A 22,001-nucleotide genomic window follows, 5' to 3' on the forward strand; every position below is an offset into this window, starting at 1 on the left:
TCACCCGTCGGCGCGTGCGCTGCGAGCCGGGCACGGTGTGACGCGCGCCGGTCAGTCCCTCCGCTCCGGGGCCGGGGCCGTCCGCGCGAAGTGGCGGGCGGTGGGCACCAGTGCCGCCGCCGCCGGTACGAGGAAGCAGGCGGCGGCGCAGACGCCGAGTACGGCCGTGACGCCGAAGGCCTCGATGGCCGGGGCGATCAGGGCGAGGCCGACCGGCGCCAGGCCGTAGGAGACGAGGAAGTCCAGCGACGAGACGCGGGCCAGCTTGTCCGGGGCGGCCTCGCGCTGGGTGGCGGTGAACCAGGGCACGTTGAACAGCTCGATGCCGATCCCGGCGACGGCGTACGCGGCGACGACGACGACCGGGTGCACGGGCAGCATCAGGCTCAGCGGGGCGAAGCCGTACACACCGAGCCCGGCGAAGGCGGCCCAGCCCTGGGAGCGCGGTCGCCAGCGGGCGATGACCAGGGCTCCGGCGAGCGCGCCGACGGTGTACGCGGTCATGGCCGCGGCGAGGACCCACTCCGTGCCGTACCGGTCCCGGCTGATCAGGGGCAGGGCGACGCTGGTGGCGGAGTATCCGAGGGCGATGACCGCGACGAGGGCGGACAGTCCGGCGAGGAACCAGGGGTGGCGCCGTGCCTCGCGTATGCCCTCGAGGAACTCGGCGCGGAAGCCCGCGCGCGGCGACGCCGGCGGGTCGGACGGGTCCGGCTCCGTGGCGGTCGAGCCCGTGGCGGATCCCGTGGTCGAGCCCGTGGTCGAGCCCTCTGCCGACTTCTTGACGGACCCGTTGCCGGATCCCTTGCCCGGGACGAGTGCGGCGACAAGCCAGAGCAGGCCGATGCCGAGCAGCAGCGTCCCGATGTCCAGGAACGCGGCGAGCAGCGCGGTCAGCGCGGGGCCGGCGAGGGTGGAACCGCGTACGGCCATGGTCATGGCGGCGTTGGCCTGTTGGCGGCGCTCGGGGTCGACGGTCTCGGCGGTGAGCGCCTGGAACGCCGGGCGGCAGGCGCCCTGTCCGGCGCCCGCGAGGGCGGCCGCCGCCGTCATCAGCACGAGCGAGTGGCCGAGTCCGAAGGCGAGGAGGGGTGCGGCGACCGCGGCCGCGAGTCCGGACCAGAGGACGACGGCGCGGCGGGAGTGCCGGTCGGCCAGTACGCCTCCGACGGCGACGGCGACGAGGAAGCCGGCGGTGCGTGCGGCGAGGACCAGGCCGAGGCCGGCGGCGTCGAGGTCGCGGTGCAGTACGGCGAGTCCGAGGACGAACGGCAGGGCCCAGGTGGCGAGCCCCGAGGCGGTGGTGCCCGCCCACAGGCGTAGGAACGCGGGGTCACGGAGGACCGAACGAGGGGGCGGGGTCTCGGACTTGGCCGCCAGGGGCGTGGGTGTGGTGACCACGGTGTGGTGACTCCTTGGAGGGCGTGCTCGGGGGCGGAGAGCAGCCCCCGAGGTCGTTAATGGAAATGATTGCCATTACAGTACCCTTCGAACGCGGCACTCCTGCCCGGTGCACGACAACACCCACGCCCTCCCTCCCAGACCGGAGAACCCATGCGCCACCCCGCCCGCCTCGGCATCGCCCTGACCCTCGCCCTCGCCACCGCCGGCTGCTCCGCAGCGACCGACAACGGCTCCGGGTCCGACACCAAGCCCTCCGCACAGACACCCGCCGAGGCGTCCGCCCAAGCGGCAACCGTCACCAGCTGCGGCCACCGGATCTCCCTCGCCACGCCCCCGAAGCGGACCGTCGCCCTCGACCAGACCTCGACCGAGACCCTGCTCGAACTCGGACTCCAGGACCGGATGGCGGGAACCGCCAACCTCAAGACGAAGATCCCCGCCGCCTACGCGGCCGCCTACGCCACGGTCCCGGTCATCGCACCCAAGATCGCCACCGGCGAGCAACTGCGCGCGGCCACCCCCGACTTCGTCGTCGCCGGCTCCGCGGACCTGTTCACCAAGGACCGGGCCGGCACCCGTGAGGAGCTGGCCTCCCTCAAGGTCCCCACCTTCGTCAGCGCCGTGGACTGCCCCGAGCGGAACCCGGCCGGCACGACCCCCTTCGAGCTGCTCTTCTCCGACTACGAGAACCTCGGCAAGGCCTTCGGCGCGGAGGAACGGGCGGCCAAGCTCGCCGCCGAACAGCGCGCCGCCGTCGCGAAGGCCGGGACGAACGCCGCGAAGGCCGCCAAGGGGGCCGAACGGCCCACGGTCGTCTACCTCTACTCCGTCTTCAACGGCATGCCGTACGTGGCGGGCGGCACCGGCCTGCCCAGTGAGATGAGCCGGATCGTCGGCGCGAAGAACGCCTTCGACGACGTCGACGAGGACTGGCCGGAGGTCTCCTGGGAGGAAGTCGCCGAGCGCGACCCGGACTTCATCGTCATCGGCGACCTGTCCGAGCGTGGCCGCCCCGGCGACAGCGCCGCCGAGAAGCGCGCCACGATGACCCGGCACCCGGTGATCTCCCGGCTGGCCGCGGTCCGCGACAACAGGATCCTCGAAGTGCCGGGCATCGAACTGGACCCCTCGGTGCGCTCCGTCCACGCCCTGGGGCTGCTGGCGGACGGCATGAAGGACCTCGGGTATGTCCGCTGATCCGGTGCCCCTGAAGAGGCCCGGGGACCTCCTGCTGCCCTCGGCCCGGGGGTGGGTGGCGACGGAGGGACCCGCGGCCCGATCCGGCACGAAACACGGAGAGTCCGCGGCCGCCCAGGCCGGTCCCGGTCAGCGTGGGCGGTCCGCCACCGCCCAGGCCGGTCTCCTCCTCCTCGCCGTGGGCGTCGTCGTCGCCTCGTCGGCGGCTGCCGTTCGCATCGGCACCGCCGACGTGGGCTGGGCCGACCTCGCCCGGATCCTCGGCGCCCGACTCGGCCTGGACGTCGAACCGTTGCCCCCGCTCGTGGACTCGCTCGTCTGGGACCTGCGGCTGCCGCGGGTACTGATGGCCGCCCTCGTCGGCGCCTCGCTCGCCGTGTGCGGAGCCGTGCTCCAGGCGGTCACCCGGAACGCGCTGGCCGACCCGTACCTGCTCGGCGTCTCCTCGGGCGCGTCGGCGGGAGCCGTCACCGTGGTCGTCCTCGGCGTCGGCGCGAGCGCGCTCGGCGTCACGGGCGGCGCGCTCGCCGGGGCGCTGCTCTCGTTCGCGATGCTCCTGTTGCTGCTGAGGCGCACGGGGCTCGACTCGGTCCGCATCGTCCTCACCGGTGTGGTCGTCGGCCAGCTCTTCACCGCGCTGACCTCGCTCGTCCTGATGGCCTCGGCGGACGCGGACACCACGCGGGCCGTCACCCACTGGCTGCTGGGCTCCATGGCCCCGGCCCGCTGGGACACCGTCATGGTCTGCGCGGTCGTCACCCCGCTGGGACTGGCGGCGGCCTGGCTCTGCTCCCACGCCCTCGACGGGCTCGCGTTCGGCACCGACACCGCCGCGTCCCTCGGGATCGGCGTACGGCATACGCGGATGCTGTTGCTCGTGGTCACGGCCGTGATGACCGCGGTGGCGGTGGCCACCGTCGGCGCCATCGGGTTCGTCGGCCTGATCGTCCCCCACGGGGTGCGGTTCCTCGTCGGGCCGCTGCACCGGGTGCTGCTGCCCTACACGGCACTCGCGGGCGCGGTGTTCCTGGTCTGGACGGACGCGCTGGCACGCATCGCCTTCGCGCCCCGCGAGGTGCCCGTCGGCGTCATCACCGCGCTCCTTGGCGTACCGCTGTTCCTCCTCGTGCTGCGCAGAAGGGGTGAGCTGTGAGGATCACCGCCGAAGGGCTGAGCTGGTCGGTCGCCGGCGCTCCCGTCGTACGCGAGGTCAGCGCGGAGGTCGCGCCGGGCGAGACGGTGGGGCTGCTCGGCCCCAACGGCTCGGGCAAGTCCTCGCTGCTGCGCTGCCTGGCGGGGCTGCGCACACCCGACACGGGTGCCGTCCGGTACGACGGGGAGTCCGTACGCGACTGGGGCGCGCGCCGGATCGCCCGTCACGTCGCCTTCGTCGAGCAGGACTCGGGCGCGGACAGTGACCTGCGGGTCGCCGACGTCGTGGGCCTGGGTCGGATCCCGTTCCGGGATCGCTGGCGCGGACCCGACGCCACGGACCGGGCGGTGGTCGCCGCCGCGCTCGAACGCCTCGGACTCACCGCGCTCGCCGACCGCTCCTGGAAGGCGCTGTCGGGCGGCGAGCGGCAGCGCGCCCAGATCGCCCGGGCGCTCGCCCAGCAGCCGTACGCGCTGCTGCTCGACGAACCCACCAACCACCTCGACGTCAGGCACCAGCTCGAACTGATGGAGCTGCTGTCCGGCACCGGCCGGACGGTCCTGGTCGCACTGCACGACCTGACGCTCGCGGCCCGGTACTGCGACCGGCTGCTGCTCCTGCACCACGGCCGCCTGGTCGCCTCCGGCCCGCCCGCCGACGTCCTGACGGCCGAGCGGCTCGCCGAGGTCTTCGAGGTGGACGCCCAACTCACCACCGACGCCCTGGGACAGCCCTCGGTCGCCTACCGCGGCTCGCTCGGCGCCCGGCATCTCGGCCTCGGCCGTGCCCCGGGCCCGGGGTTGGATCCGGGATCGGGATCGGATCCGGGATCGAACCCCGGCTCGGACCCGGACTCCTTCCCGGGTCCGGACCCGGGACCGGACCCGGCCGAGGCACCCGCACCCCAGCCCGCCCTCTGAAAGGAAACCCATGACCCGCACGACCCCCACCTCCTCCCCCGCCGCGCCCGCTGTGCCCGCCGTGCCCGCCGCGCCCGCCGCGCCCGCCGCGCCCGCCGCGCCCGCCGTATCCGTCCAAGGGCTCGTCGACGCCGTCCTGGCCGGTGAGCACGGCCCGCTGCCCTCCGAACTCGTCGCGACCAGCGTGTTCTGGATCCACCACGGCACCCGCCTGGCCGGTGGCGACACCACCTACCTCAACCAGTACGTCCTCGTCCGGCTCGGCGGCTCCTTCGGCGGCTGCGCCTTCGAGGCCGGCGAGATCGATCCGGCGATCTGCCGCGACGCCTCCGGCACCCCGCTCGACGTCCTCCTGCGGGAGGCCCCGCGCCCCTTGCGGATCGCCGCCCTCGACGCGTACCTCTCCGAGATACGCCCGCACCGCGTGGCCGGCGAGGCGGGCGACGCCGAGCGGGTCGTCCTCCCCACCGGTACGCCGGAGGTCCGGGCGCAGGCGCGCGACGCGGCGATCGCCGGTCTGCTGGACATCGAGGAGGGCGCGAAGGTCGGCCTCATCGGTGTCGTCAACCCGCTGGTCGCGGCGATCCGCGAGGCCGGCGGCCACCCGCTGCCCTGCGACTTCAATCTGAAGACCACGCAGTGGGGCGACGCGGTCACCACCGACATGCACGAGGTGCTGGACCGTGCCGAGGTCGTCGTCGCCACCGGGATGACCCTGAGCAACGGCTCGTTCGACACCGTCCTGGAGCGCTGTCGCTCCCGAGGCATCCCGCTGATCGTGTACGCGCAGACCGGCAGCGCCGTCGCCCGCGCCTTCCTCGGCTCGGGTGTGACCGCCCTGTCCGCGGAGCCGTTCCCCTTCTCCCAGTTCAGCGCCGAGGAGTCCGCCCTGTACCGCTACCGCACGACGGGCGGCGCGTGATCCCCGCCGCTCGCCGGGGTGAATCCGGTGCCGGTGCCCTCCCCACCGGCACCGGGTCCGCCCCCTGTCACCACGGCGAGATCCTCCAGGGCGTGTTCCTCGACGGCGACGGGCGCCGGTGCGCCGGACTGGTCACCCTCCCCATGGCCGGCCCCGGCAGCCGCGCGGAGTTCGTCCGCGGGCCTGGCACGGCGCCCCTGGCGGTCACGGTCGTGCCGGCCGACCGCACGAAGGCCGCGCAGGCCGCCGTGCTCGCCGTCGCCGAGTGCGCGGAGCGGGTCGGCGAGCCGCCCTGCGGCGGGGAGTTGAGGCTCACCGGGGCCGTTCCGGTGGGCCTGGGGATGGGCAGTTCCACCAGCGACGTCACCGCCACCGTGCGGGCGGTCGCGGACTCGTACGGGCTGCGCCTGGACTCCGCCACGGTCGCCCGGCTGACCGTGCGCGCCGAACTCGCCTGCGATCCGCTGATGCTGAGCGGTCGCCCGGTGCTGTTCGCCCAGCGGGAGGGCCGGGTCCTGGAGGCCCTCGGCCGGGCCCTCCCGCCGCTGGTCGTGGTGGGTTGCGCCCTCGGCGGGGGCGCCCCCGTGGACACCCTCGCGCTGCCGGTGCGCGAGCTCGACGACGAGGACGTACGGGCGTACGAGGGGTTGCGCGCCCTGCTGCGCAGGGCCGTGGCCACCGGCGACGCGGCGCTGCTCGGCGAGGTGGCCACGGCCAGCGCGCGGCGCGGGCAACAAGTGCTCGGACACCCGGAGTTCGAGGCGCTGACCGGCATCGCCGGGCGGGTCGGGGCGGTGGGCGTGCAGATCGCGCACAGCGGCGCGGTGGCGGGCGTGCTGTTCGACGCCGCCGCGCCGGGGCAGCGGCAGCGCGTGCGTGACTGTCTGCGCGCCCTGGCCGCCCGCGGCATCCCCGCCACCCGGACCTTCACGACCTTCACCACCACCAAGGAGATCCTGAATGGACCAGCACATCGCGGAGTCGATCGGCCGGCCGGACCTGATACGCCTCGACGACCGGCTCGTCTGCCTGCGCTTTGAGACGATGAAGGTGGTCTCCGCCCTCGCGGCGGTGCGTCACCTGCTGGACAGCGGAGTCGTACGGCGCGGGGACACCCTGCTGGACAGCTCCAGCGGCATCTACGCGTACGCCCTCGCCCTGGCCTGCCACCGGCACGGCATGCGCTGCCACATCGTCGGCTCGACGACGGTGGACCACACGCTGCGTACCCAACTCGCCGTCCTCGGAGCGACGTTGGAGCAGATGGAGCCCTGCAGCGACCTCAAGCTCGACCAGAAGCGGCGCGTCGAGCGGATCCACGAGATCCTCGCCGAGCACCCCGAGTACCACTGGATGCGCCAGTACCACGACGACATCCACTACCTCGGCTACCGCCCGGTCGTCGAGAGGATCCGGGCGGCGGCCGGTTCGGGCGCGCTCACCGTCGTCGGCGGGGTCGGGTCGGGCGCGTCGACGGGCGCTCTCGCCCGCTACCTGCGCGAGGACGGCTCCGACGTCGAACTCGTCGGCGTCCAGCCGTACGGCAGCGTCACCTTCGGCTCCGAGCACGTCGCGGACCCCGAGATCATCATCGCCGGGATCGGCAGCTCCATCCCCTTCGGGAACGTCGCCCACGACCTGTACGACACCCTGCACTGGATCTCCTTCGACACGGCGCTGGCCGGCAGCGTCGACCTGCTGCGGCGGCACGCGGTCTTCGCGGGCCTGTCGACCGGCGCCGGCTACCTCGCCGCCCGCCACGAGCGCGAGCGCTCCCCCCAGCGGACGGTCCTCTTCATCGCCGCGGACACCGGTCACCGGTACGTCGACACCGTCTACGCACGGCACCGCGAGGCCGCGCCGATCGCGACCCTCGCCCCGCGCGACGTGACCGACCGGAGCGAGCTGGCCCTGCCGTGGTCCCGGATGGACTGGAACCGAGCCCGCGCGTGAGGGCGCGGGCGCCGAGCGCGCCCCGCGCCGGGAGCGGGCCGCGCCGGGAGCGGGCCGCGCCGGGAGCGGGCCGCGCCGGGAGCGGCCCGCTCCCGTGCCGGGCTGCGGCCCCTCAGCGCAACAGGGTCGGGGCGGCGGCCGTCAGGACCGTCTCGATCCTGTCCCAGGCCGCCGCGTCGCGCGCGAGCGGGGGCAGGAGTGCGCCCGCGCCCGTGCCCCAGGCGACGGCCAGGGCCACGGGGTCGTCGCCCGTGACGGCGCCCGCGGCGAGGGCCGCCGCGCCGAGGGCGACGAGCTCTTCGGCGGCGGGGACCACCAGGGGCCTCCCCGACAGCCTGCGTACGGTGTCGGTCCAGGCCCGCCCGCGCGCGCCGCCCCCGATCAGGCGCAGCGGACGGTCGCGTACGGATGGGTCTGCCGGGTCGAGGCCGCAGGCGGTGAGGAGTCCGTCGAGCGCGCGCAGCACGGTGAAGGCAGCGCCCTCGTAGGCCGCGCCGAGGATCGCCCGGCGGTCCGTGTCGTGCCGGAGTCCGGTGACGAGGCCTGCGGCGTGCGGAAGGTCGGGGGTGCGTTCGCCGTCGAGGTACGGGAGGACGACGACCTCGCCGCCCGGCGCCGTGTCCTCCCGTTCGAGGCCGAGGAGCGTGGCGAACCGGTCGACGGCGAGCGTGCAGTTGAGGGTGCAGCCGAGCGGGAGACGGGTGCCGTCGGCGGCGGCGAAGCCGGCGAGCCCGGGGTCGGCCGGCCGGGCGCGGGTGGCGGCGAAGACCGTACCGGAGGTGCCCAGGCTGACGACCGGATGGTCGAGCAGGCCCGCGCCGCCGAGCCCGAGGCCGACGGCGGCGGCCATGTTGTCGCCGGTGCCGGCGGCGACGACGACCGTACGGGGCAGGCCGAGGGCCTCGGAGGCGGCCGGGGTGAGGGTGCCGACGCGGGTGGCACCGGTGGGGGCGACGGTGGGCAGGAGGGCGGGGTCGAGGCCGAGGAGGTCGAGGATGTCGGGGTCGTAGGCGCCGGCTGGGGCAGCGTCGGCGGAGTCGTAGGCGCCGGCTGGGGCAGCGTCGGCGGAGTCGTAGGGGCCGGCGGGGCCGGCGGAGTCGTAGGCGCCCGCGGGGCCGGCGGAGTCGTAGGCGCCCGCGGGGCCGGCGGGGACTCCGGCGGCGGCGCTCTGCGGTGCACCCGCTCCGGCCGCGACTCCCTGGGGTCCGCCCGCTCCGGCAGCGGCCCCTCGGGCCACGCCCGCTCGGGTCGGGGCTCCCCCGGTGCCGTACCAGCACGTGCCCGAGGCGTCCCCGGGGTCGGTCACGGCGAGGCCGGTGAGGCGCTCGGTGAGGTAGTCGTGCGGGAGGCGTACCCCGGCGGCGGCCTCGGCGTGCGCCGGCTCGTGCTCGCGCAGCCACTGCCACTTCGCGGCCGTCATGGAGGCCACGGGTACCGAACCGGTGCGCTCCAGCCAGGACGTCTCGCCGCCGAGACCGGCGGCGAGCGCGGCGGCCTGGGGCGCGGACCGGGTGTCGTTCCAGAGCAGCGCGGGGCGCAGGGGCCGGCCGTCGGCGCCGAGGGTGACCAGGCCGTGCTGCTGTCCGGCGACCGCGATGCCGGTGACGGACGCGGCCGGGACGCCGGCGCTCCGTACCGCCGCGCGGACGGCCGTGCCGAGGGCGGTCCACCACTCCTCGGGGTCGCTCTCACGCGCTCCCCCGGCGCCGGTGACGGCGTGCGGGGCGCGGCCCACGGCGAGGAGCTCGCCGGTCTCCGCGTCGACGACGGCGGCCTTGGTGGACTGCGTGGAGCTGTCCACGCCGATCACGACGGAGCGACTGCCGTGCACGCCGTCACCTCATTTCCCGATCTGTCGATCTTTCGATCTGCCGCTGATTGATTCAGGGGTGGGTCTGGCGCCGACGCGCCCCCATCCCGTATTAGTTATCTCAGATAACAAATCCCGAGAGCAAGAGAAGGACACAGCATGCCGGAGCACTTCTCCCCCACCCCCGACGACCGGTTCACCTTCGGCCTGTGGACCGTCGGCTGGCAGGGCCGCGACCCCTTCGGTGACGCGACCCGCCCCGCCCTCGACCCGGTCGAGGCCGTCGAGCGGCTCGCCGGGCTCGGCGCGTACGGCGTCACCTTCCACGACGACGACCTGATCCCCTTCGGCGCCTCGGAGAGCGAGCGCGACACGGCCGTCAAGCGCTTCCGCGCGGCCCTGGAGCGGACCGGCCTGGCGGTCCCCATGGCGACGACCAACCTCTTCACCCACCCCGTCTTCAAGGACGGCGCCTTCACCGCCAACGACCGGGACGTGCGCCGCTTCGCGCTGCGCAAGACCCTCCGCAACATCGACCTGGCCGTCGAGCTCGGCGCGACCGTGTACGTGGCCTGGGGCGGCCGGGAGGGTGCCGAGTCCGGCGCCGCCAAGGACGTACGGGTGGCGCTCGACCGGATGAAGGAGGCCTTCGACCTCCTCGGCGAGTACGTCACCGAGCAGGGCTACGACCTGCGCTTCGCAATCGAGCCGAAGCCGAACGAGCCCCGCGGCGACATCCTGCTCCCCACCGTCGGGCACGCCCTCGCCTTCATCGAGCGCCTGGAGCGCCCCGAACTCGTGGGCGTGAATCCGGAGACGGGCCACGAGCAGATGGCCGGCCTCAACTTCCCGCACGGCATCGCGCAGGCGCTGTGGGCGGGCAAGCTCTTCCACATCGACCTCAACGGCCAGTCGGGCATCAAGTACGACCAGGACTTCCGCTTCGGGGCGGGCGATCTGCGGCAGGCGTTCTGGCTGGTGGACCTGTTGGAAACGGCCGGATACGCGGGACCGCGCCACTTCGACTTCAAGCCGGTGCGCACGGACGGCTTCGACGGGGTGTGGGAGTCGGCGAAGAACTGCATGCGCAACTACCTGGTCCTCAAGGAGCGCGCGGCGGCCTTCCGCGCCGACCCCGACGTCCGGCAGGCACTGGCGGCCTCCCGGCTGCCCGAGCTCGCCGTTCCCACGGCGGCCGACGGCCTCGCGGCGCTGCTCGCCGACCCCACGGCGTACGAGACCTTCGACGCGGACGCGGCGGCCGACCGCTCGATGGCCTTCGAGCACCTTGACCAACTGGCCCTGGAGCACCTGCTCGGCGTGCGCTGAGCCCTGCCCGGAGGGCCGTGGATATTCCGTTCGAAAGGGCGCGGCGAAGTGGTCAGGATGGTGACGGAGTACAACGAACGGGCCGTCCGCTTCTACGAGCACTACGGCTTCGTTTCCACCGGCAAGCGGCAGCTACGGCAGGGCAGGCTGCCGAACGTGCGCATGATCCGCTCCGCGCGCACGCCCTACTTCCACTCGTAGATCTTGGCTGTGGCCTTCGCCGAAGAGCGTGCCGTCGGCGCGTACGACCGACTCGTACGTGCCCATGTCCTTGACGTCCGTGGTGCTTGCTGCCCGGGCGGGCACGGTCGACAGGCGAAGGCCCTACGCGGTCCCCGGGTAGGGTGCCCGACGAACAAGTACCCCCTGCGGACCGTGTCCGTGGCCGGTGACAGGATCGAGGGATGCTGATCAAGGGATACGACGTCGGCCCGTTGGTGCCGGGTGAGTCACTGCCGGCCCGCCCGGGCTTCTGGTCCAACTACCTTCTGGCGATGTGCAGCGACGGAGGGTGCGCCGAGCGGCCGGTTCCGGAGTGGTTCGGCGACGACGGAGCCGATGCCGATGCCCTGTCCGAGGTCCTCTTCGATCCTGAACACTGGCCGGTGTTCAGGGTGCCGGCAGAAGACGGTCCCGGAGCCGTGGTGATCTACCGCAACCTGGAGGGCGACTACGGCACCGACTACCTCCTCGCCCATCCAGGCAGCGGCGACGTCCAGCAGATCGCCGGCTGGGACGGAGACTTCTCGGGCACCGGCCTGACATGGCGCGAGCTGATCCGCATCGCCGACAGCCCGTTTGCCGCGGTCGAAGGCGTTCAAGAGACAACCGCCCGCCTCCTGCTGCTGCTTCCCCTCCTCGCCGACCCGGACGTGCCGGAAACAGCATCGGCGCGGCTCACCGCCGCCCTGGTCGCAGTCGGCGCGCCGCAAGACACCGCCTCCACCACCGCACAGCACCTGCTGACCCACCTCACGAGGAGATCCCGACACGATCCCACGTGGGCGTCTCCGCTGAGCGGTGGCTGAGAGGTGGGCCGAGTTGTCAGCGGACCGCACCGGGGTCGACCATGCCCGAGGCGACTCGGAGATCATTCACGGGACAGCCCTCAGGGCTTGGCGAGTTCGCACGACGCCAGGTCCTGGCCGACCGCCATCGCAGGCGACAGCAGTTCGAGGGACTCCGTGACCACCCGCTTCCCCCTCCTCACCTTCACGGTCACCGAGCCCACCGTGATGTCGGGGAACTCGATGGCGTGGATCGTGCGGCGTCCGTCCGCCAGCACGCCGACGTCCCGCACCGGGACCGGTACACCGTTACAGGTGACCGACTCCACGGTCTCGTGCTCCGCGCCGAACACGACGTTCCATCCCGTCGCCACCATGGCGACCAACCGCATGATCCGTGGCTTCTCCCCCACCGGGGGTGTGTCCGGACGGGAAGTGCACGCGACGGTCGTCGCCCCCGCCGTCGACGCGGCACCGTGACAGAACCGGTCGTCCGCCGTCTCCCAGACGAAGAGCGCCCCCGCATCCCCTTCCGCGGCGACCAACAGGCCAGGTGGAGCGGGGGAATTGGTGCCGGTGGCGGCGGCGAGCATCTGGTTCGTCGCCTGGGCGACGGCATTCTCCGCGCTCGACGACTCCACCGCCGAGGGCTCCGGACGCGGCGGCGTCCCGGTCACGCTCCCGCGCTCGGCCGTCGGCAGCGGCTCCCGCACCGGCTCCTCCGGACCTGCGCAGGATGCCATCGCCAGGACGACGCATCCCACCACCACTCGGATCATCAGTCTTCGCACTGCTCCCCACCCCCCTGTGGTGTGTCGTGGACCCACGACACACCACACGACGCATGCCCCAGAACTCCGGTTCCTCCCTCACCGACACGCGCCCCCGTCGCCCGCATCCCCACGTCCCATCAGGCTCTCCCGGGGCCCTCCCGACCGACCCCCGGCCGGCACCTCGCGCTCCATGGCGCCGCGAGGACCCGATCCCTCGCGCGCTCGCTAGAATCGCGACCTCGAAGCACACACGGGGGCGGAGTGCATGGGTACGTCGAGATCGATCAGCCGTCGCCATTGGCTATGGCTCAGCGGGTTGGTCGTCCTGGGCGGCGGTGCTGCCGGGGCGTGCGGGTCTCCCACCGCGGCCCCCGTCCCGGACCGCGAGCGGATCCGTACGGACGTCGATCCGCTTCGACACCCGTTCCGCGCGATCGGCACGCTGTCCGATCCACACTGGCTGGGGTACAACCCGAACGACTCGGGTCGCGAATTCCTTCCGGACCAGGACCCGCAGATCCGCGTTGTCGGGGTTGCCCGCCTGCCGGCGGGGGTCGTCGCGTCGATCGTCGGCGCACCGGGGTACGGCTTCGAGCGTTCCGCTCCGTCCGAGACTCCTGCCGCGTTGACGGAATTCGTGTCCGCGAACGCCGAATGGACGAGCAGCGCCCGATACGACGCGCACATCACCAAATCGCTCTACAGGGGCAGATTCCATCTCTCCTCACTGACGGATCAGGTGTACTTCGACACCGTCAACCCCGAGAGCGTGGACGGTCCACACCCGCAATAGAGGAAGGCGCACCGGGGCACGCCCACGTCCTCGCGCGGCGGTCGCGCCCGGGCTTCGCGGAGGCCGGTGATTCTGCCGATGCACGCGTGCCGTGCCGCCCGGAGAGTGGCCGTGCCAGTTCGATGCGCGTCCGCCGCCCGGTTCCCACGGCGAGCGGCCGCCCCACGACACGAGAGGACGACTCCGTCGTGACACGACCCTTCGCCGCGGCCCTCGCCGCCGCCTGCCTCACCCTTCTCTTCGCCCCCGGCGCCCAGGCCATCGACTCCTCCGCGAGCAATCCGTACGAGCGCGGACCCGCGCCGACCGCGGCGAGCGTCGAGGCGCCCGCCGGCTCGTACGCCGTCTCCCAGACCAGCGTCTCCCGCTTCCTCGTCAGCGGCTTCGGCGGCGGCACGATCTACTATCCGACGTCGACGAGCGACGGCACGTTCGGCGCGGTCGTCATCTCGCCCGGGTTCACCGGGACCCAGTCGTCCATCTCCTGGCTGGGGCCGCGCCTCGCCTCGGAGGGCTTCGTGGTGTTCACCATCGACACCCTCACCCTGTTCGACCAGCCCGACAGCCGCGGCCGGCAGCTCCTCGCCGCGCTCGACCACCTGACCCAGCGCAGCTCCGTACGAGACCGTGTCGACCCCAACCGCCTCGGTGTGATGGGCCACTCCATGGGCGGCGGCGGAACCCTCGCGGCCGCCAAGAGCCGCCCCTCCCTCAAGGCCGCCATTCCGCTGGCCGGCTGGCACACGGACACGAGCTGGCCGGAGATCACCACCCCCACCCTCGTCATCGGTGCGGACGGTGACAACGTCGCCTCCGTCGCCTCCTACTCCGAGCCGTTCTACGAGGGGCTGACCGGCGCGCGTGACAGGGCGTACCTGGAGCTCAACGACACCCACCACCTCACCCCGAGCAGCCCGCACACGACGCTCGCGAAGTACAGCCTCTCGTGGCTGAAGCGCTTCATCGACGACGACACCCGCTACGAGCAGTTCCTCTGCCCGCTGCCGCAGCCGGGCCCGGCGATCGACGAGTACCGGGGAAGCTGCCCGCTCGGTTCCTGACGCTTTGCACCCGTGTACCTGTGCACCATCACAACGGGAGGCTCCCGGGTCTGGGCTCCAGCGCAGACCCGGGAGCCTTCCGTCGTCCCCTACGGGTGGGTAACGTGACCGCCGTGAGCGGAGCGATGCAAGCCGTTGCCTTGGGTTCGAGGCTGCACGACCGCGCGGCCCAACTCGCCGCCGTGGCCCGCCTGTCCGCCCGTATTCGTGCCCGGACCGGGACCGGTGTCGGTGTCGGTGTCGGTGTCGGTGTCGGTGTCGATGGTGGTGTCCTGTTCGTCACCGGGGGGCCCGGCGAGGGGCGCAGCGCGCTGCTGGCCCGGGCCGCCACCGACTTCCCCGGTACGGCGTACCGGATCGCCGCGCCCGGCAGCCGGGTGCCGTGGAGCGGGGCCCGGGCCCTGTTCGGCGCGCTCGCCCCCACCCCTGCCGCCGCACGCCGGGCACTGCGGCTCGCGCGCGGCGCGGACGGGTTCGGCCCCCTCCTGGCTCACCTCCTCCCGGACGTCTCCCCTTCCGACAGTGGTCTCGGCCCCCGCCGTTCCGTGTTGATCTGTCTCGACGACCTGCACCTGTGGGACGCCCATTCGCGGGCCGCGCTCGCCGCCTCCTGGCAGGAGCTCGGCCGTCGTACCGGCCTGGGCTGGATCGTGTCGGCCGCCCCCCACCACCGGTTCCCCGACGTACCGGAGGCCGAGACCGTACGCCTCGGCCGGCTGTCCCCGGAGGGCGCCCGGGCCCTCCTGCGCGACCTCTGCGCGGTGGCACCGGCTCCAGGGGTCGCGAGACGGTTACTCGACGAGGCCGCCGGGCACCCCGGTGTCCTGATCGCGACGGTACGGCGTCTCACCCCCGCCCATCTCGCCGGGACGGTGCCCCTCCCGAGCCCGGTGACCGACGGGAGCGTGCTCGCCGAGGTGTACGGGGGTCTGCTCGGCTCCCTTCCCGCGGACTCCCGCCGCCTGCTCTCCGTGGTGGCCCTGACGGGCCGTACCGGGACCGGTGACGCGCACCCGGTCGCGTACGAGGTCGGCGTCGAGGCCGTCCTCGCGGAGGCGCGGGCGACGCGCACCTCGCTCGAACCGCTGGACGGGCTGATCGCGGACGGGCTGCTGTGCCGCAGCGGCGATGCCCTCCGCTTCGAGGATCCGTTCCTCGGGCGAGCCGTGCTCGCGCGGACGGCGGCGTGCCCTGCCGCCGCCGTGTCCTCCGAGACGGAGGCCCTCTCCCCGCCCGTCCCGGTCCTCTCCCCGGGCCGGGACCGTCACGTCGGCCCACCCGGCCCACCCGCGTCCGTACGCGCGCTCACGGCTGTCGCCCGGGGCCGCGCCCAACTCGCACGCGGGCTCGCGGTCCTCGCGGACGGGCCGGTCATGGACGCGCACGAGGCGCTGCTGCAGGCGGCGGAGCTGTTGCGGGACCGGGCGCCCGCCGAGGCCTCCGACGCCCGGTTCCTCGCGATGGAGGCCGCCTGGGCAGCGGGCGACGTCTCAGCCTGCCTGGCCGCCCTCCACGGCGGCAAGGGCGCTCGCGGTACGGAGCAGGACTTCGCCGACGGGCTGAGCGCCGCCCTGACCGTACGCCGCGACGAGGCCCGTGCCGCGCTCACCCGGGTGGTGGTCCGGGACGGCGCCTCTGACGACATCCGGCTGCTGCTGCGGGCGGGCTCGGCCGCGCTCCTGCTCGGCAACATCCACGCGGCGGCCCGGGTCCACGCCCGCGCGATCGCCCGGGCCCGGGCCGAGCACCGCACGGACCTGCTGCCCAGAGCGCTGGAGCACCTCGCCTACGCCGAGCTCCGGGCCGGCCGCTACAGCCGGGCCGCGCGCTCCGCCCGGGAGGGGCTGCGCACCGCGGAACTGACGGGGCAGCGCAACGTGGCCGCCCACCAGCACGCCGTCCTGGCGCTCACGGCCTCGGTGGTGGGCGACGGGCAGGCGGTCGCGGAGCACGCCGGGCGCGCGCTCGCGACGGCGCGCCCCCACGGGCTCGTCCAGACCGCGACCCTCGCCGAGTGGGCGCTGGCCCGGGCCGAACTGGGCCGGGGCCTGGCCCCCCAGGCCACCGCACGGCTCCTTCCCCTCGTCCGGCCCGGCCCCCGGGGCGGGCACTTCGCGCTGCGGATGCCCGCCATCCCCTGCTTCGTGGAGGCGGCCATCGCGTCGGGCCGGAGCGCGGAGGCCCGAGCCGCGGCGGAGGAGTACGCGGTCTGGGCGGCCCAGGGCGTGGACGGGTCGGCACCGGCCCAGCTGGCGCGCTGCCGGGCGCTGCTCGCGACGGGTGAGGAACCGGCCTACTGGTTCGGTGAGGCCGTCCGCCGCCACGACAGCTGCGGCAACGAGTTCGAGCGCGCCCGCACCCTCCTCGCCTACGGCACGTGGTTGAGGCGCCGCCGACGTCCGGGCGACGCGCGCGGTCCGCTGCGCGACGCCCTCGTCACCTTCGAGCGGGCGGCGGCGGAGGGCTGGGCCGAGCAGGCCCGGTCCGAGCTGCGCGCCACCGGAGGCGCCTCCGCCGGGGTCCCGGATCCCGCGACCGCGCGGAAGCTGACGCCTCAGCAGCAGCGCATCGCCCGGCTCGTCGCCGAGGGCGCCACCAATCAGGAGGTCGCCGACCGCCTCGCGTTGAGCCCCCGTACCGTCGACCACCACCTCCGGAGCGTCTTCGCCCGGCTGGGCATCCGCTCGCGCGTCGAACTCCCCGGTGTGGTGGGCCAGTGGGACGCCGGGAGCACGACGACTCCGGCAGCCCTGCCCACGCTCCCGTCGCCGCCCCGTACGCGCTGAGTGCGCCGGTCTTCGGATCCCTACTGCCCGAGGAGGACGGGAGCCCGTCCTCCTCGGGCAGGGGTCGACGACGTCACGGAATCACGAGCGCGGCGGGTCCGCGTTTCACTGCACCGTTCCCCACCACGCCCCCGCACGCGCGGCGTCCGCCGCCGGGTGGTCGGCCGCGCCGTCGCGGAGCGCGAGCCGGGAGACGATGCGGTAGCGGTCGCCCCGGTAGAGGGAGCGGACGTACTCGACCGGCCTGCCGCCCGTGTCGGAGGTGATCCGGTCGAAGAGCAGCGCGGGCGACAGGACCGGCACGTCGAGGAGGGCTGCCTCCTCCTCGCTCAGCACGGTCGGTTCGATGGACTGGACCGCGTGGGCCGTCCGGATGCCCCGCCGCTCGCGCAGATGGGCGTAGAAGCCGCCCTCCATGTCGGCGACGGTGAGTCCCGGCACCAGGTCGGCCGGTACGTGCAGGTGCTCCAGCGCGATCGGGTCGCCGTCGACGTACCGAAGACGCGTCACGTGCACCAGCTCCGCCGCCGGGGACAGCGTGAGTTTCCGGCCGATCCGCGCGCCGGCCCGTACGGTACGGAGGTCGAGCACCGTACTCGTCCAGCTGCCCCCGCTCCGGGGCGCGCCTGCCGCGTGGTTCTCGGCGACCAGCTCCTGGGTGATCTTGTCGGGCGCGACGAACATGCCGCGGCCGTGCTCCCGCACCAGCAGGCCCGTGGCGACGAGTTCGTCGACGGCGGCGCGCAGGGTCGGGCGGGAGACGCCGAGGGCGGCGCAGAGGGTGCGTTCGGACGGGATGGCGTCACCGGGGCGGCGGCCGTCGATCACGCCGAGCAGATGCTCCCGTACGCGCTCCCGCTTCAGCTCGGGCCGGCCCTCTCCCTTGGGCTCCATCGCGACCCCTCCCTCGTACACCGTCGACTGCGGGTCAGTATGCATCTCCCTCGGTCGAGGAGGTCACGAGGCCGTCGCGGGTGAAGTCGAGGCGGGAGACGATGCGGTAGCGGTCGCCGCGGTAGACCGAGTGGACGTACTCGACGGGACGGCCGGCGGTGTCGAGGGTGAGGCGTTCGATCAGCAGGGCGGGCGAGAGGACGGGGACGTCGAGGAGCGCGGCCTCGTCCTCGCTCACGACGGTGGGTTCGATGGACTGCGTGGCCTCCCGCACATGGACCCGGTGGTGCTCGCGCAGGTGGTCGTAGAGGTCGCCCGCCTCGAGTTCCGCCGGGGTGAGCGCGGCGCCCACCAGGTCCGCCGGGATGTGCAGGTGCTCGATGGCCATGGGCGCGCCGTCGACCAGGCGGAGGCGGGCGACGTAGAGCAGTTCGGCGGCGGGCGAGAGGCGGAGCCTGCGGCCGATGCGGGCGCCGGCCCGGACCGTGGCGGTTTCCAGGACGGTGCTCGACCAGCTGCCGGACGCCCGGGGGACGGCGAAGGCCGCGTCGTCCGGGGCGAGTCGCTGGGTGATCTTGGCGGGCGCGACGAACATGCCGCGGCCGTGCTCCCGCACCAGCAGGCCCGTGGCGACGAGTTCGTCGACGGCGGCGCGCAGGGTCGGGCGGGAGACGCCGAGGGCGGCGCAGAGGGTGCGTTCGGAGGGGATCGGATCGCCCGGGCCGCCGCTTTCGATGAGGCCCAGCAGGTGTTCCCGTACCCGCTCCCTCTTCAGCACCCCGCTGGAGGAGCTGTCCTTCATGCCACTCTCCCTGACTGGTCAACTGGTAAGTCGCATCCTAGCCCGACGACTTGACCTGTCACTGAGTGAACGGCGCACATTTTCCCGGGGATTGACGGCGGGAACGGTCCATGCCACCTTCTGGTCACACACCAGACCACTTGACCAATTGGTCAACTACGCATCGAGGTGCCCGTGAAGACTCGTCCCCTCGTCGGCCCCGTCGCCCTCGCGGCGGCCGTCGCACTCGCCGCCACGGCCTGCGGCGGACCGGGCGACCCCAAGGCCTCCGGGTCGTCCGGTCCCGAGAAGGTCACCGTCTGGATCATGAAGGACAGCGTCACCGACGCCTTCCTCGACCGCTTCCGCACCGGATTCGAGGCGGAGCACGAGGACATCGACCTCGACATCCAGATCCAGGAGTGGGACGGCATCGGCGAGAAGATCACGGCCGCCCTCGCCAGCAAGGACGCTCCTGACGTCATCGAGGTCGGCAACACCCAGGTGGCGCAGTACGCGGCGAGCGGCGGTGTGCGCGACCTCGGGGACAAGACGGCCGAACTGAACGGCGCCGACTGGCTTCCGGGGCTCGCCGAGCCCGGAAAGGTCGACGGCAGGCAGTACGGCATCCCCTGGTACGCGGCCAACCGCGTCGTCATCTACCACAAGGAGCTCTTCTCCCGGGCGGGCGTCACCTCCCCGCCGAAGACACAGGCCGAGTGGCTCGCGGTCACCGCGAAGCTCAACCGGGGCTCGACCCAGGGCATCTACCTCCCCGGTCAGAACTGGTACACCCTCGCCGGCTTCGTCTGGGAGGAGGGAGGCGACCTCGCCGTCCAGGACGGCACGGCGTGGAAGGGGGCGCTCGACACCCCGCAGGCCCTCGCCGGCATGGGCTTCTACGGCCGGCTCCAGGCCCTCGGCAAGGGACCCAAGGACTCCGACGAGGCCAAGCCCCCGCAGGCCGAGGTCTTCGCCCGGGGCGACGTGGCCCAGATCATCGCCGTACCCGGCGGCGCGAAGATCGTCGAGGAGATCAACCCCTCGCTCAAGGGCAAGCTCGGCTTCTTCCCCGTCCCCGGCAAGACGGCGGCCGAGCCCGGCGCGGTCTTCACCGGCGGCTCCGACCTCATCGTCCCGGAGGCAGCGACCCACCCCGAGGCCGCCTACGAGGTCGTGAAGGCGCTGGCCGGCGAGAAGTGGCAGACGGACATGGCGAGAACGATGAGCTACGTCCCCAACCGCACGTCCCTCGCCCACGTCATCCAGGACGACCCGGGCACGGCGGCGATGGCCGCCGGCGCGGCGCGGGGCCGGGCGACGCCGAACTCGCCGCAGTGGGCGGCCGTCGAGGCCACGAACCCGATCAAGCAGTACATGACCGCCGTGCTCACCGGCACCGACCCGGCGGAAGCGGCCGCGACGGCGTCCCGAAGCATCACCAAGACCCTCGGCTCGTGAACCCACTGCCTCGACACCCGCGCGGACGACGGCGGCCGCTCGGCCCGGCCCTCTGGCCCTATCTCCTCGTCGCCCCCACCGTCCTCGGCGGCGCACTCCTCCTCGGGTACCCCCTCGTCCGCAATCTCCTGATCTCCTTCCAGGAGTACGGCCTGGCCGAACTCATCCGCGGCGGCGCCGGTTTCGTGGGGTTCAGCAACTACCGGACCGTCCTCACCGACCCCGAGTTCTGGGAGGTGGTCCGGCGCACCTTCTGGTGGACCCTCGTCAACGTCGTACTGATCATGGTGATCAGCACGCTGGTCGCCCTGATGATGCAGCGGCTCGGCCGAAAGATGCGGATCCTGGTGACGAGCGGGCTCGTCCTCGCGTGGGCCAGCCCGGTCATCGCCACGACCACCGTCTTCCAGTGGCTCTTCGCCTCCCGCCTGGGCGTGGTGAACTGGCTGCTCGTCCGGCTCGGGTTCACCTCCTTCGAGGGGTACTCCTGGCTGGCCGACGGGCCCGCCGCCTTCACCGTCCTGGTCCTGATCGTGGTGTGGCAGTCGGTCCCCTTCGCCGCCATCACCCTCCACTCGGCACTGCTGACCGTCCCCGCCGAGCTGTACGAGTCGGCCCGGCTGGACGGGGCCGGCGGCTGGCGGATCTTCCGCTCGCTCACCCTGCCCCTCCTGCGACCGCTCTTCGGCCTGGTCCTCTGCCTCGAAGTCATCTGGGTCTTCCGCTGCTTCGCCCAGATCTGGGCCGTCACCAAGGGCGGGCCCGGCGAGGCGACGACCACCCTGCCCGTCTACGCCTACCGGGTGGCGCAGTCCCTGCACCGCTACGACCTCGGCGCGGCCGTCTCCACCCTGACCGTCCTCCTCCTCATGGCCGCGCTGATCGCCTACTTCCGCCAACTGCTCCGACAGGAGGCCGACCGGTGACACCGCGCGCCCTGCGCCGACTCCCGCTGAACACCGCGGCGCTGCTCGTCTTCGTCCTGGCCGTCTTCCCGGTCTACTGGATGGTCCTGACCGCCTTCCGGCCGACCCGCGACATCCAGTCCGAGACCCCGCGGTTCCTTCCCGTGTCCGTCACCCTGGAGCACTTCGCGAACGCCGTCGCGGCGGACGGCTTCTGGACCTTCTGGCGCAACAGCCTGCTCGTGACCGCCGGGTGCGTCCTGCTCGCGCTCGTGGTGGCGCTCGCCGCCGCCTTCGCCGTGGCCCGTCTGCGATGGCGCGGCCGGCGCGGCTTCGTCCTCATGGTCTTCGTCGCCCAGGTGGCGCCCTGGGAGGCGCTGTTGATCCCGATGTACGTCATCGCCCGGGACGCCGACCTGCTCGACCGGCTGGCGACGCTCAGCCTCGTCTACTTCATGATCACCCTGCCCTTCACCATCGTCACCCTCCGGTCCTTCCTTGCCGCCGTGCCGGCCGAGCTCGAAGAGGCCGCGCAGGTCGACGGCTGCACCCGCGCCGCGGCCTTCCGCCGGGTGACCCTCCCCCTGCTCGCCCCCGGGCTGCTCGCGACCTCGCTCTTCGGGTTCATCACCGCCTGGAACGAGTTCGCCTTCGCCAACATGCTCGTCATCAAGGACCAGGACGACCGCACCCTGCCCGTCTGGCTCTCGTCCTTCTCCAACGTCTTCGGCACCGACTGGGGCGCCACCATGGCCGCCTCCACCCTCTTCGCCCTGCCCGTCCTCGTCCTCTTCCTGGTCCTGCAGGGCCGGGTCGCCGCCGGAATGACCGGCGGAGCCGTGAAGGGATAAC

20 protein-coding genes are annotated in these 22,001 nt (G+C 73.3%); 15 read left to right on the plus strand and 5 right to left on the minus strand.

Features of this window, described 5'->3' with window-relative positions; all coding sequences use genetic code 11:
- Window positions 1–51: 51 nt before the first annotated feature.
- Window positions 52–1,401, minus strand: a complete 1,350-nt coding sequence (locus tag OG580_RS00730) for an MFS transporter (protein WP_267041664.1) — start codon at window positions 1,399–1,401, stop codon at window positions 52–54.
- Window positions 1,402–1,554: 153 nt separating this feature from the next.
- Here OG580_RS00730 and OG580_RS00735 point away from each other — a divergent pair, with 153 nt between their 5' ends.
- Genes OG580_RS00735 through OG580_RS00760 form a run of 6 tightly spaced genes read left to right on the plus strand, consistent with a single transcriptional unit; the run spans window position 1,555 to window position 7,549 of the window.
- Window positions 1,555–2,601, plus strand: a complete 1,047-nt coding sequence (locus OG580_RS00735) for an ABC transporter substrate-binding protein (RefSeq protein ID WP_267041665.1) — start codon at window positions 1,555–1,557, stop codon at window positions 2,599–2,601.
- Window positions 2,591–3,754, plus strand: a complete 1,164-nt coding sequence (locus tag OG580_RS00740) for an iron ABC transporter permease (RefSeq protein ID WP_267041666.1) — start codon at window positions 2,591–2,593, stop codon at window positions 3,752–3,754. The genes OG580_RS00735 and OG580_RS00740 overlap by 11 nt, the downstream gene beginning before the upstream one ends.
- Window positions 3,751–4,674: an ABC transporter ATP-binding protein gene (locus tag OG580_RS00745; RefSeq protein ID WP_267041667.1), complete on the plus strand. Its 924-nt coding sequence runs from the start codon at window positions 3,751–3,753 to the stop codon at window positions 4,672–4,674. Before OG580_RS00740 ends, OG580_RS00745 begins: the two co-directional genes overlap by 4 nt.
- 10 nt (window positions 4,675–4,684) lie before the next feature.
- The gene (locus tag OG580_RS00750; RefSeq protein WP_267041668.1) at window positions 4,685–5,596 is read left to right on the plus strand and encodes a DUF364 domain-containing protein; all 912 of its coding nucleotides are present in this window, start codon (window positions 4,685–4,687) and stop codon (window positions 5,594–5,596) included.
- Window positions 5,593–6,636: a GHMP kinase gene (locus OG580_RS00755; protein ID WP_267041669.1), complete on the plus strand. Its 1,044-nt coding sequence runs from the start codon at window positions 5,593–5,595 to the stop codon at window positions 6,634–6,636. Before OG580_RS00750 ends, OG580_RS00755 begins: the two co-directional genes overlap by 4 nt.
- Window positions 6,557–7,549: a pyridoxal-phosphate dependent enzyme gene (locus OG580_RS00760; protein WP_267041670.1), complete on the plus strand. Its 993-nt coding sequence runs from the start codon at window positions 6,557–6,559 to the stop codon at window positions 7,547–7,549. The genes OG580_RS00755 and OG580_RS00760 overlap by 80 nt, the downstream gene beginning before the upstream one ends.
- 112 nt (window positions 7,550–7,661) lie before the next feature.
- Here the strand turns inward: OG580_RS00760 and OG580_RS00765 are convergent, their stop codons facing one another.
- On the minus strand, window positions 7,662–9,380 hold the full coding sequence (locus OG580_RS00765) for an FGGY family carbohydrate kinase (RefSeq protein ID WP_267041671.1): 1,719 nt from the start codon (window positions 9,378–9,380) through the stop codon (window positions 7,662–7,664).
- Window positions 9,381–9,518: 138 nt separating this feature from the next.
- Between OG580_RS00765 and xylA the strand changes: the two genes are divergently transcribed.
- From xylA to OG580_RS00780, 3 genes are all read left to right on the plus strand, one after another.
- Window positions 9,519–10,688, plus strand: a complete 1,170-nt coding sequence (gene xylA / locus OG580_RS00770) for a xylose isomerase (RefSeq protein ID WP_267041672.1) — start codon at window positions 9,519–9,521, stop codon at window positions 10,686–10,688.
- 57 nt (window positions 10,689–10,745) lie between these two features.
- A complete protein-coding gene (locus tag OG580_RS00775) occupies window positions 10,746–10,889 on the plus strand; it encodes a hypothetical protein (protein WP_267041673.1) in 144 nt (47 codons plus the stop codon).
- Between the two features lie 203 nt (window positions 10,890–11,092).
- Window positions 11,093–11,716 carry a hypothetical protein gene (locus OG580_RS00780; protein ID WP_267041674.1) on the plus strand — a complete coding sequence of 208 codons (624 nt, stop codon included), beginning with the start codon at window positions 11,093–11,095 and terminating at the stop codon, window positions 11,714–11,716.
- 80 nt (window positions 11,717–11,796) lie between these two features.
- Here the strand turns inward: OG580_RS00780 and OG580_RS00785 are convergent, their stop codons facing one another.
- A complete protein-coding gene (locus tag OG580_RS00785) occupies window positions 11,797–12,438 on the minus strand; it encodes a hypothetical protein (protein WP_267041675.1) in 642 nt (213 codons plus the stop codon).
- A 295-nt stretch (window positions 12,439–12,733) separates the two neighbouring features.
- Here OG580_RS00785 and OG580_RS00790 point away from each other — a divergent pair, with 295 nt between their 5' ends.
- The 3 genes from OG580_RS00790 to OG580_RS00800 all read left to right on the plus strand — a co-directional run bounded on the left by OG580_RS00790 (window position 12,734) and on the right by OG580_RS00800 (window position 17,108).
- Window positions 12,734–13,261 (plus strand): hypothetical protein, encoded by a 528-nt coding sequence (locus OG580_RS00790; RefSeq protein ID WP_267041676.1) that lies wholly within the window; start codon window positions 12,734–12,736, stop codon window positions 13,259–13,261.
- 188 nt (window positions 13,262–13,449) lie between these two features.
- Entirely contained in the window at window positions 13,450–14,322 is an 873-nt protein-coding gene (locus OG580_RS00795; RefSeq protein ID WP_267041677.1) for a dienelactone hydrolase family protein, read from the plus strand.
- Between the two features lie 113 nt (window positions 14,323–14,435).
- Window positions 14,436–17,108 carry a helix-turn-helix transcriptional regulator gene (locus OG580_RS00800; RefSeq protein ID WP_267041678.1) on the plus strand — a complete coding sequence of 891 codons (2,673 nt, stop codon included), beginning with the start codon at window positions 14,436–14,438 and terminating at the stop codon, window positions 17,106–17,108.
- A gap of 105 nt (window positions 17,109–17,213) precedes the next feature.
- On the opposite strand, the gene OG580_RS00805 is transcribed toward OG580_RS00800, so the two are convergent.
- Both OG580_RS00805 and OG580_RS00810 read right to left on the minus strand, forming a co-directional pair.
- Window positions 17,214–18,002 (minus strand): GntR family transcriptional regulator, encoded by a 789-nt coding sequence (locus OG580_RS00805; RefSeq protein WP_267041679.1) that lies wholly within the window; start codon window positions 18,000–18,002, stop codon window positions 17,214–17,216.
- A 34-nt stretch (window positions 18,003–18,036) separates the two neighbouring features.
- Window positions 18,037–18,804 carry a GntR family transcriptional regulator gene (locus tag OG580_RS00810; protein WP_267041680.1) on the minus strand — a complete coding sequence of 256 codons (768 nt, stop codon included), beginning with the start codon at window positions 18,802–18,804 and terminating at the stop codon, window positions 18,037–18,039.
- 174 nt (window positions 18,805–18,978) lie between these two features.
- On the opposite strand from OG580_RS00810, the gene OG580_RS00815 reads away from it, so the two are divergent.
- The 3 genes from OG580_RS00815 to OG580_RS00825 are packed head-to-tail and all read left to right on the plus strand — an operon-like array spanning window position 18,979 to window position 22,000.
- Window positions 18,979–20,244: an extracellular solute-binding protein gene (locus OG580_RS00815; protein WP_267041681.1), complete on the plus strand. Its 1,266-nt coding sequence runs from the start codon at window positions 18,979–18,981 to the stop codon at window positions 20,242–20,244.
- Complete coding sequence (locus OG580_RS00820; RefSeq protein WP_267041682.1) at window positions 20,241–21,170, plus strand: carbohydrate ABC transporter permease; 930 nt, start codon at window positions 20,241–20,243, stop codon at window positions 21,168–21,170. The genes OG580_RS00815 and OG580_RS00820 overlap by 4 nt, the downstream gene beginning before the upstream one ends.
- Entirely contained in the window at window positions 21,167–22,000 is an 834-nt protein-coding gene (locus OG580_RS00825) for a carbohydrate ABC transporter permease (protein WP_267041683.1), read from the plus strand. Before OG580_RS00820 ends, OG580_RS00825 begins: the two co-directional genes overlap by 4 nt.
- Window position 22,001: the final 1 nt, after the last annotated feature.

This window comes from Streptomyces sp. NBC_00094, from assembly GCF_026343125.1.
GTDB lineage: Bacteria > Actinomycetota > Actinomycetes > Streptomycetales > Streptomycetaceae > Streptomyces.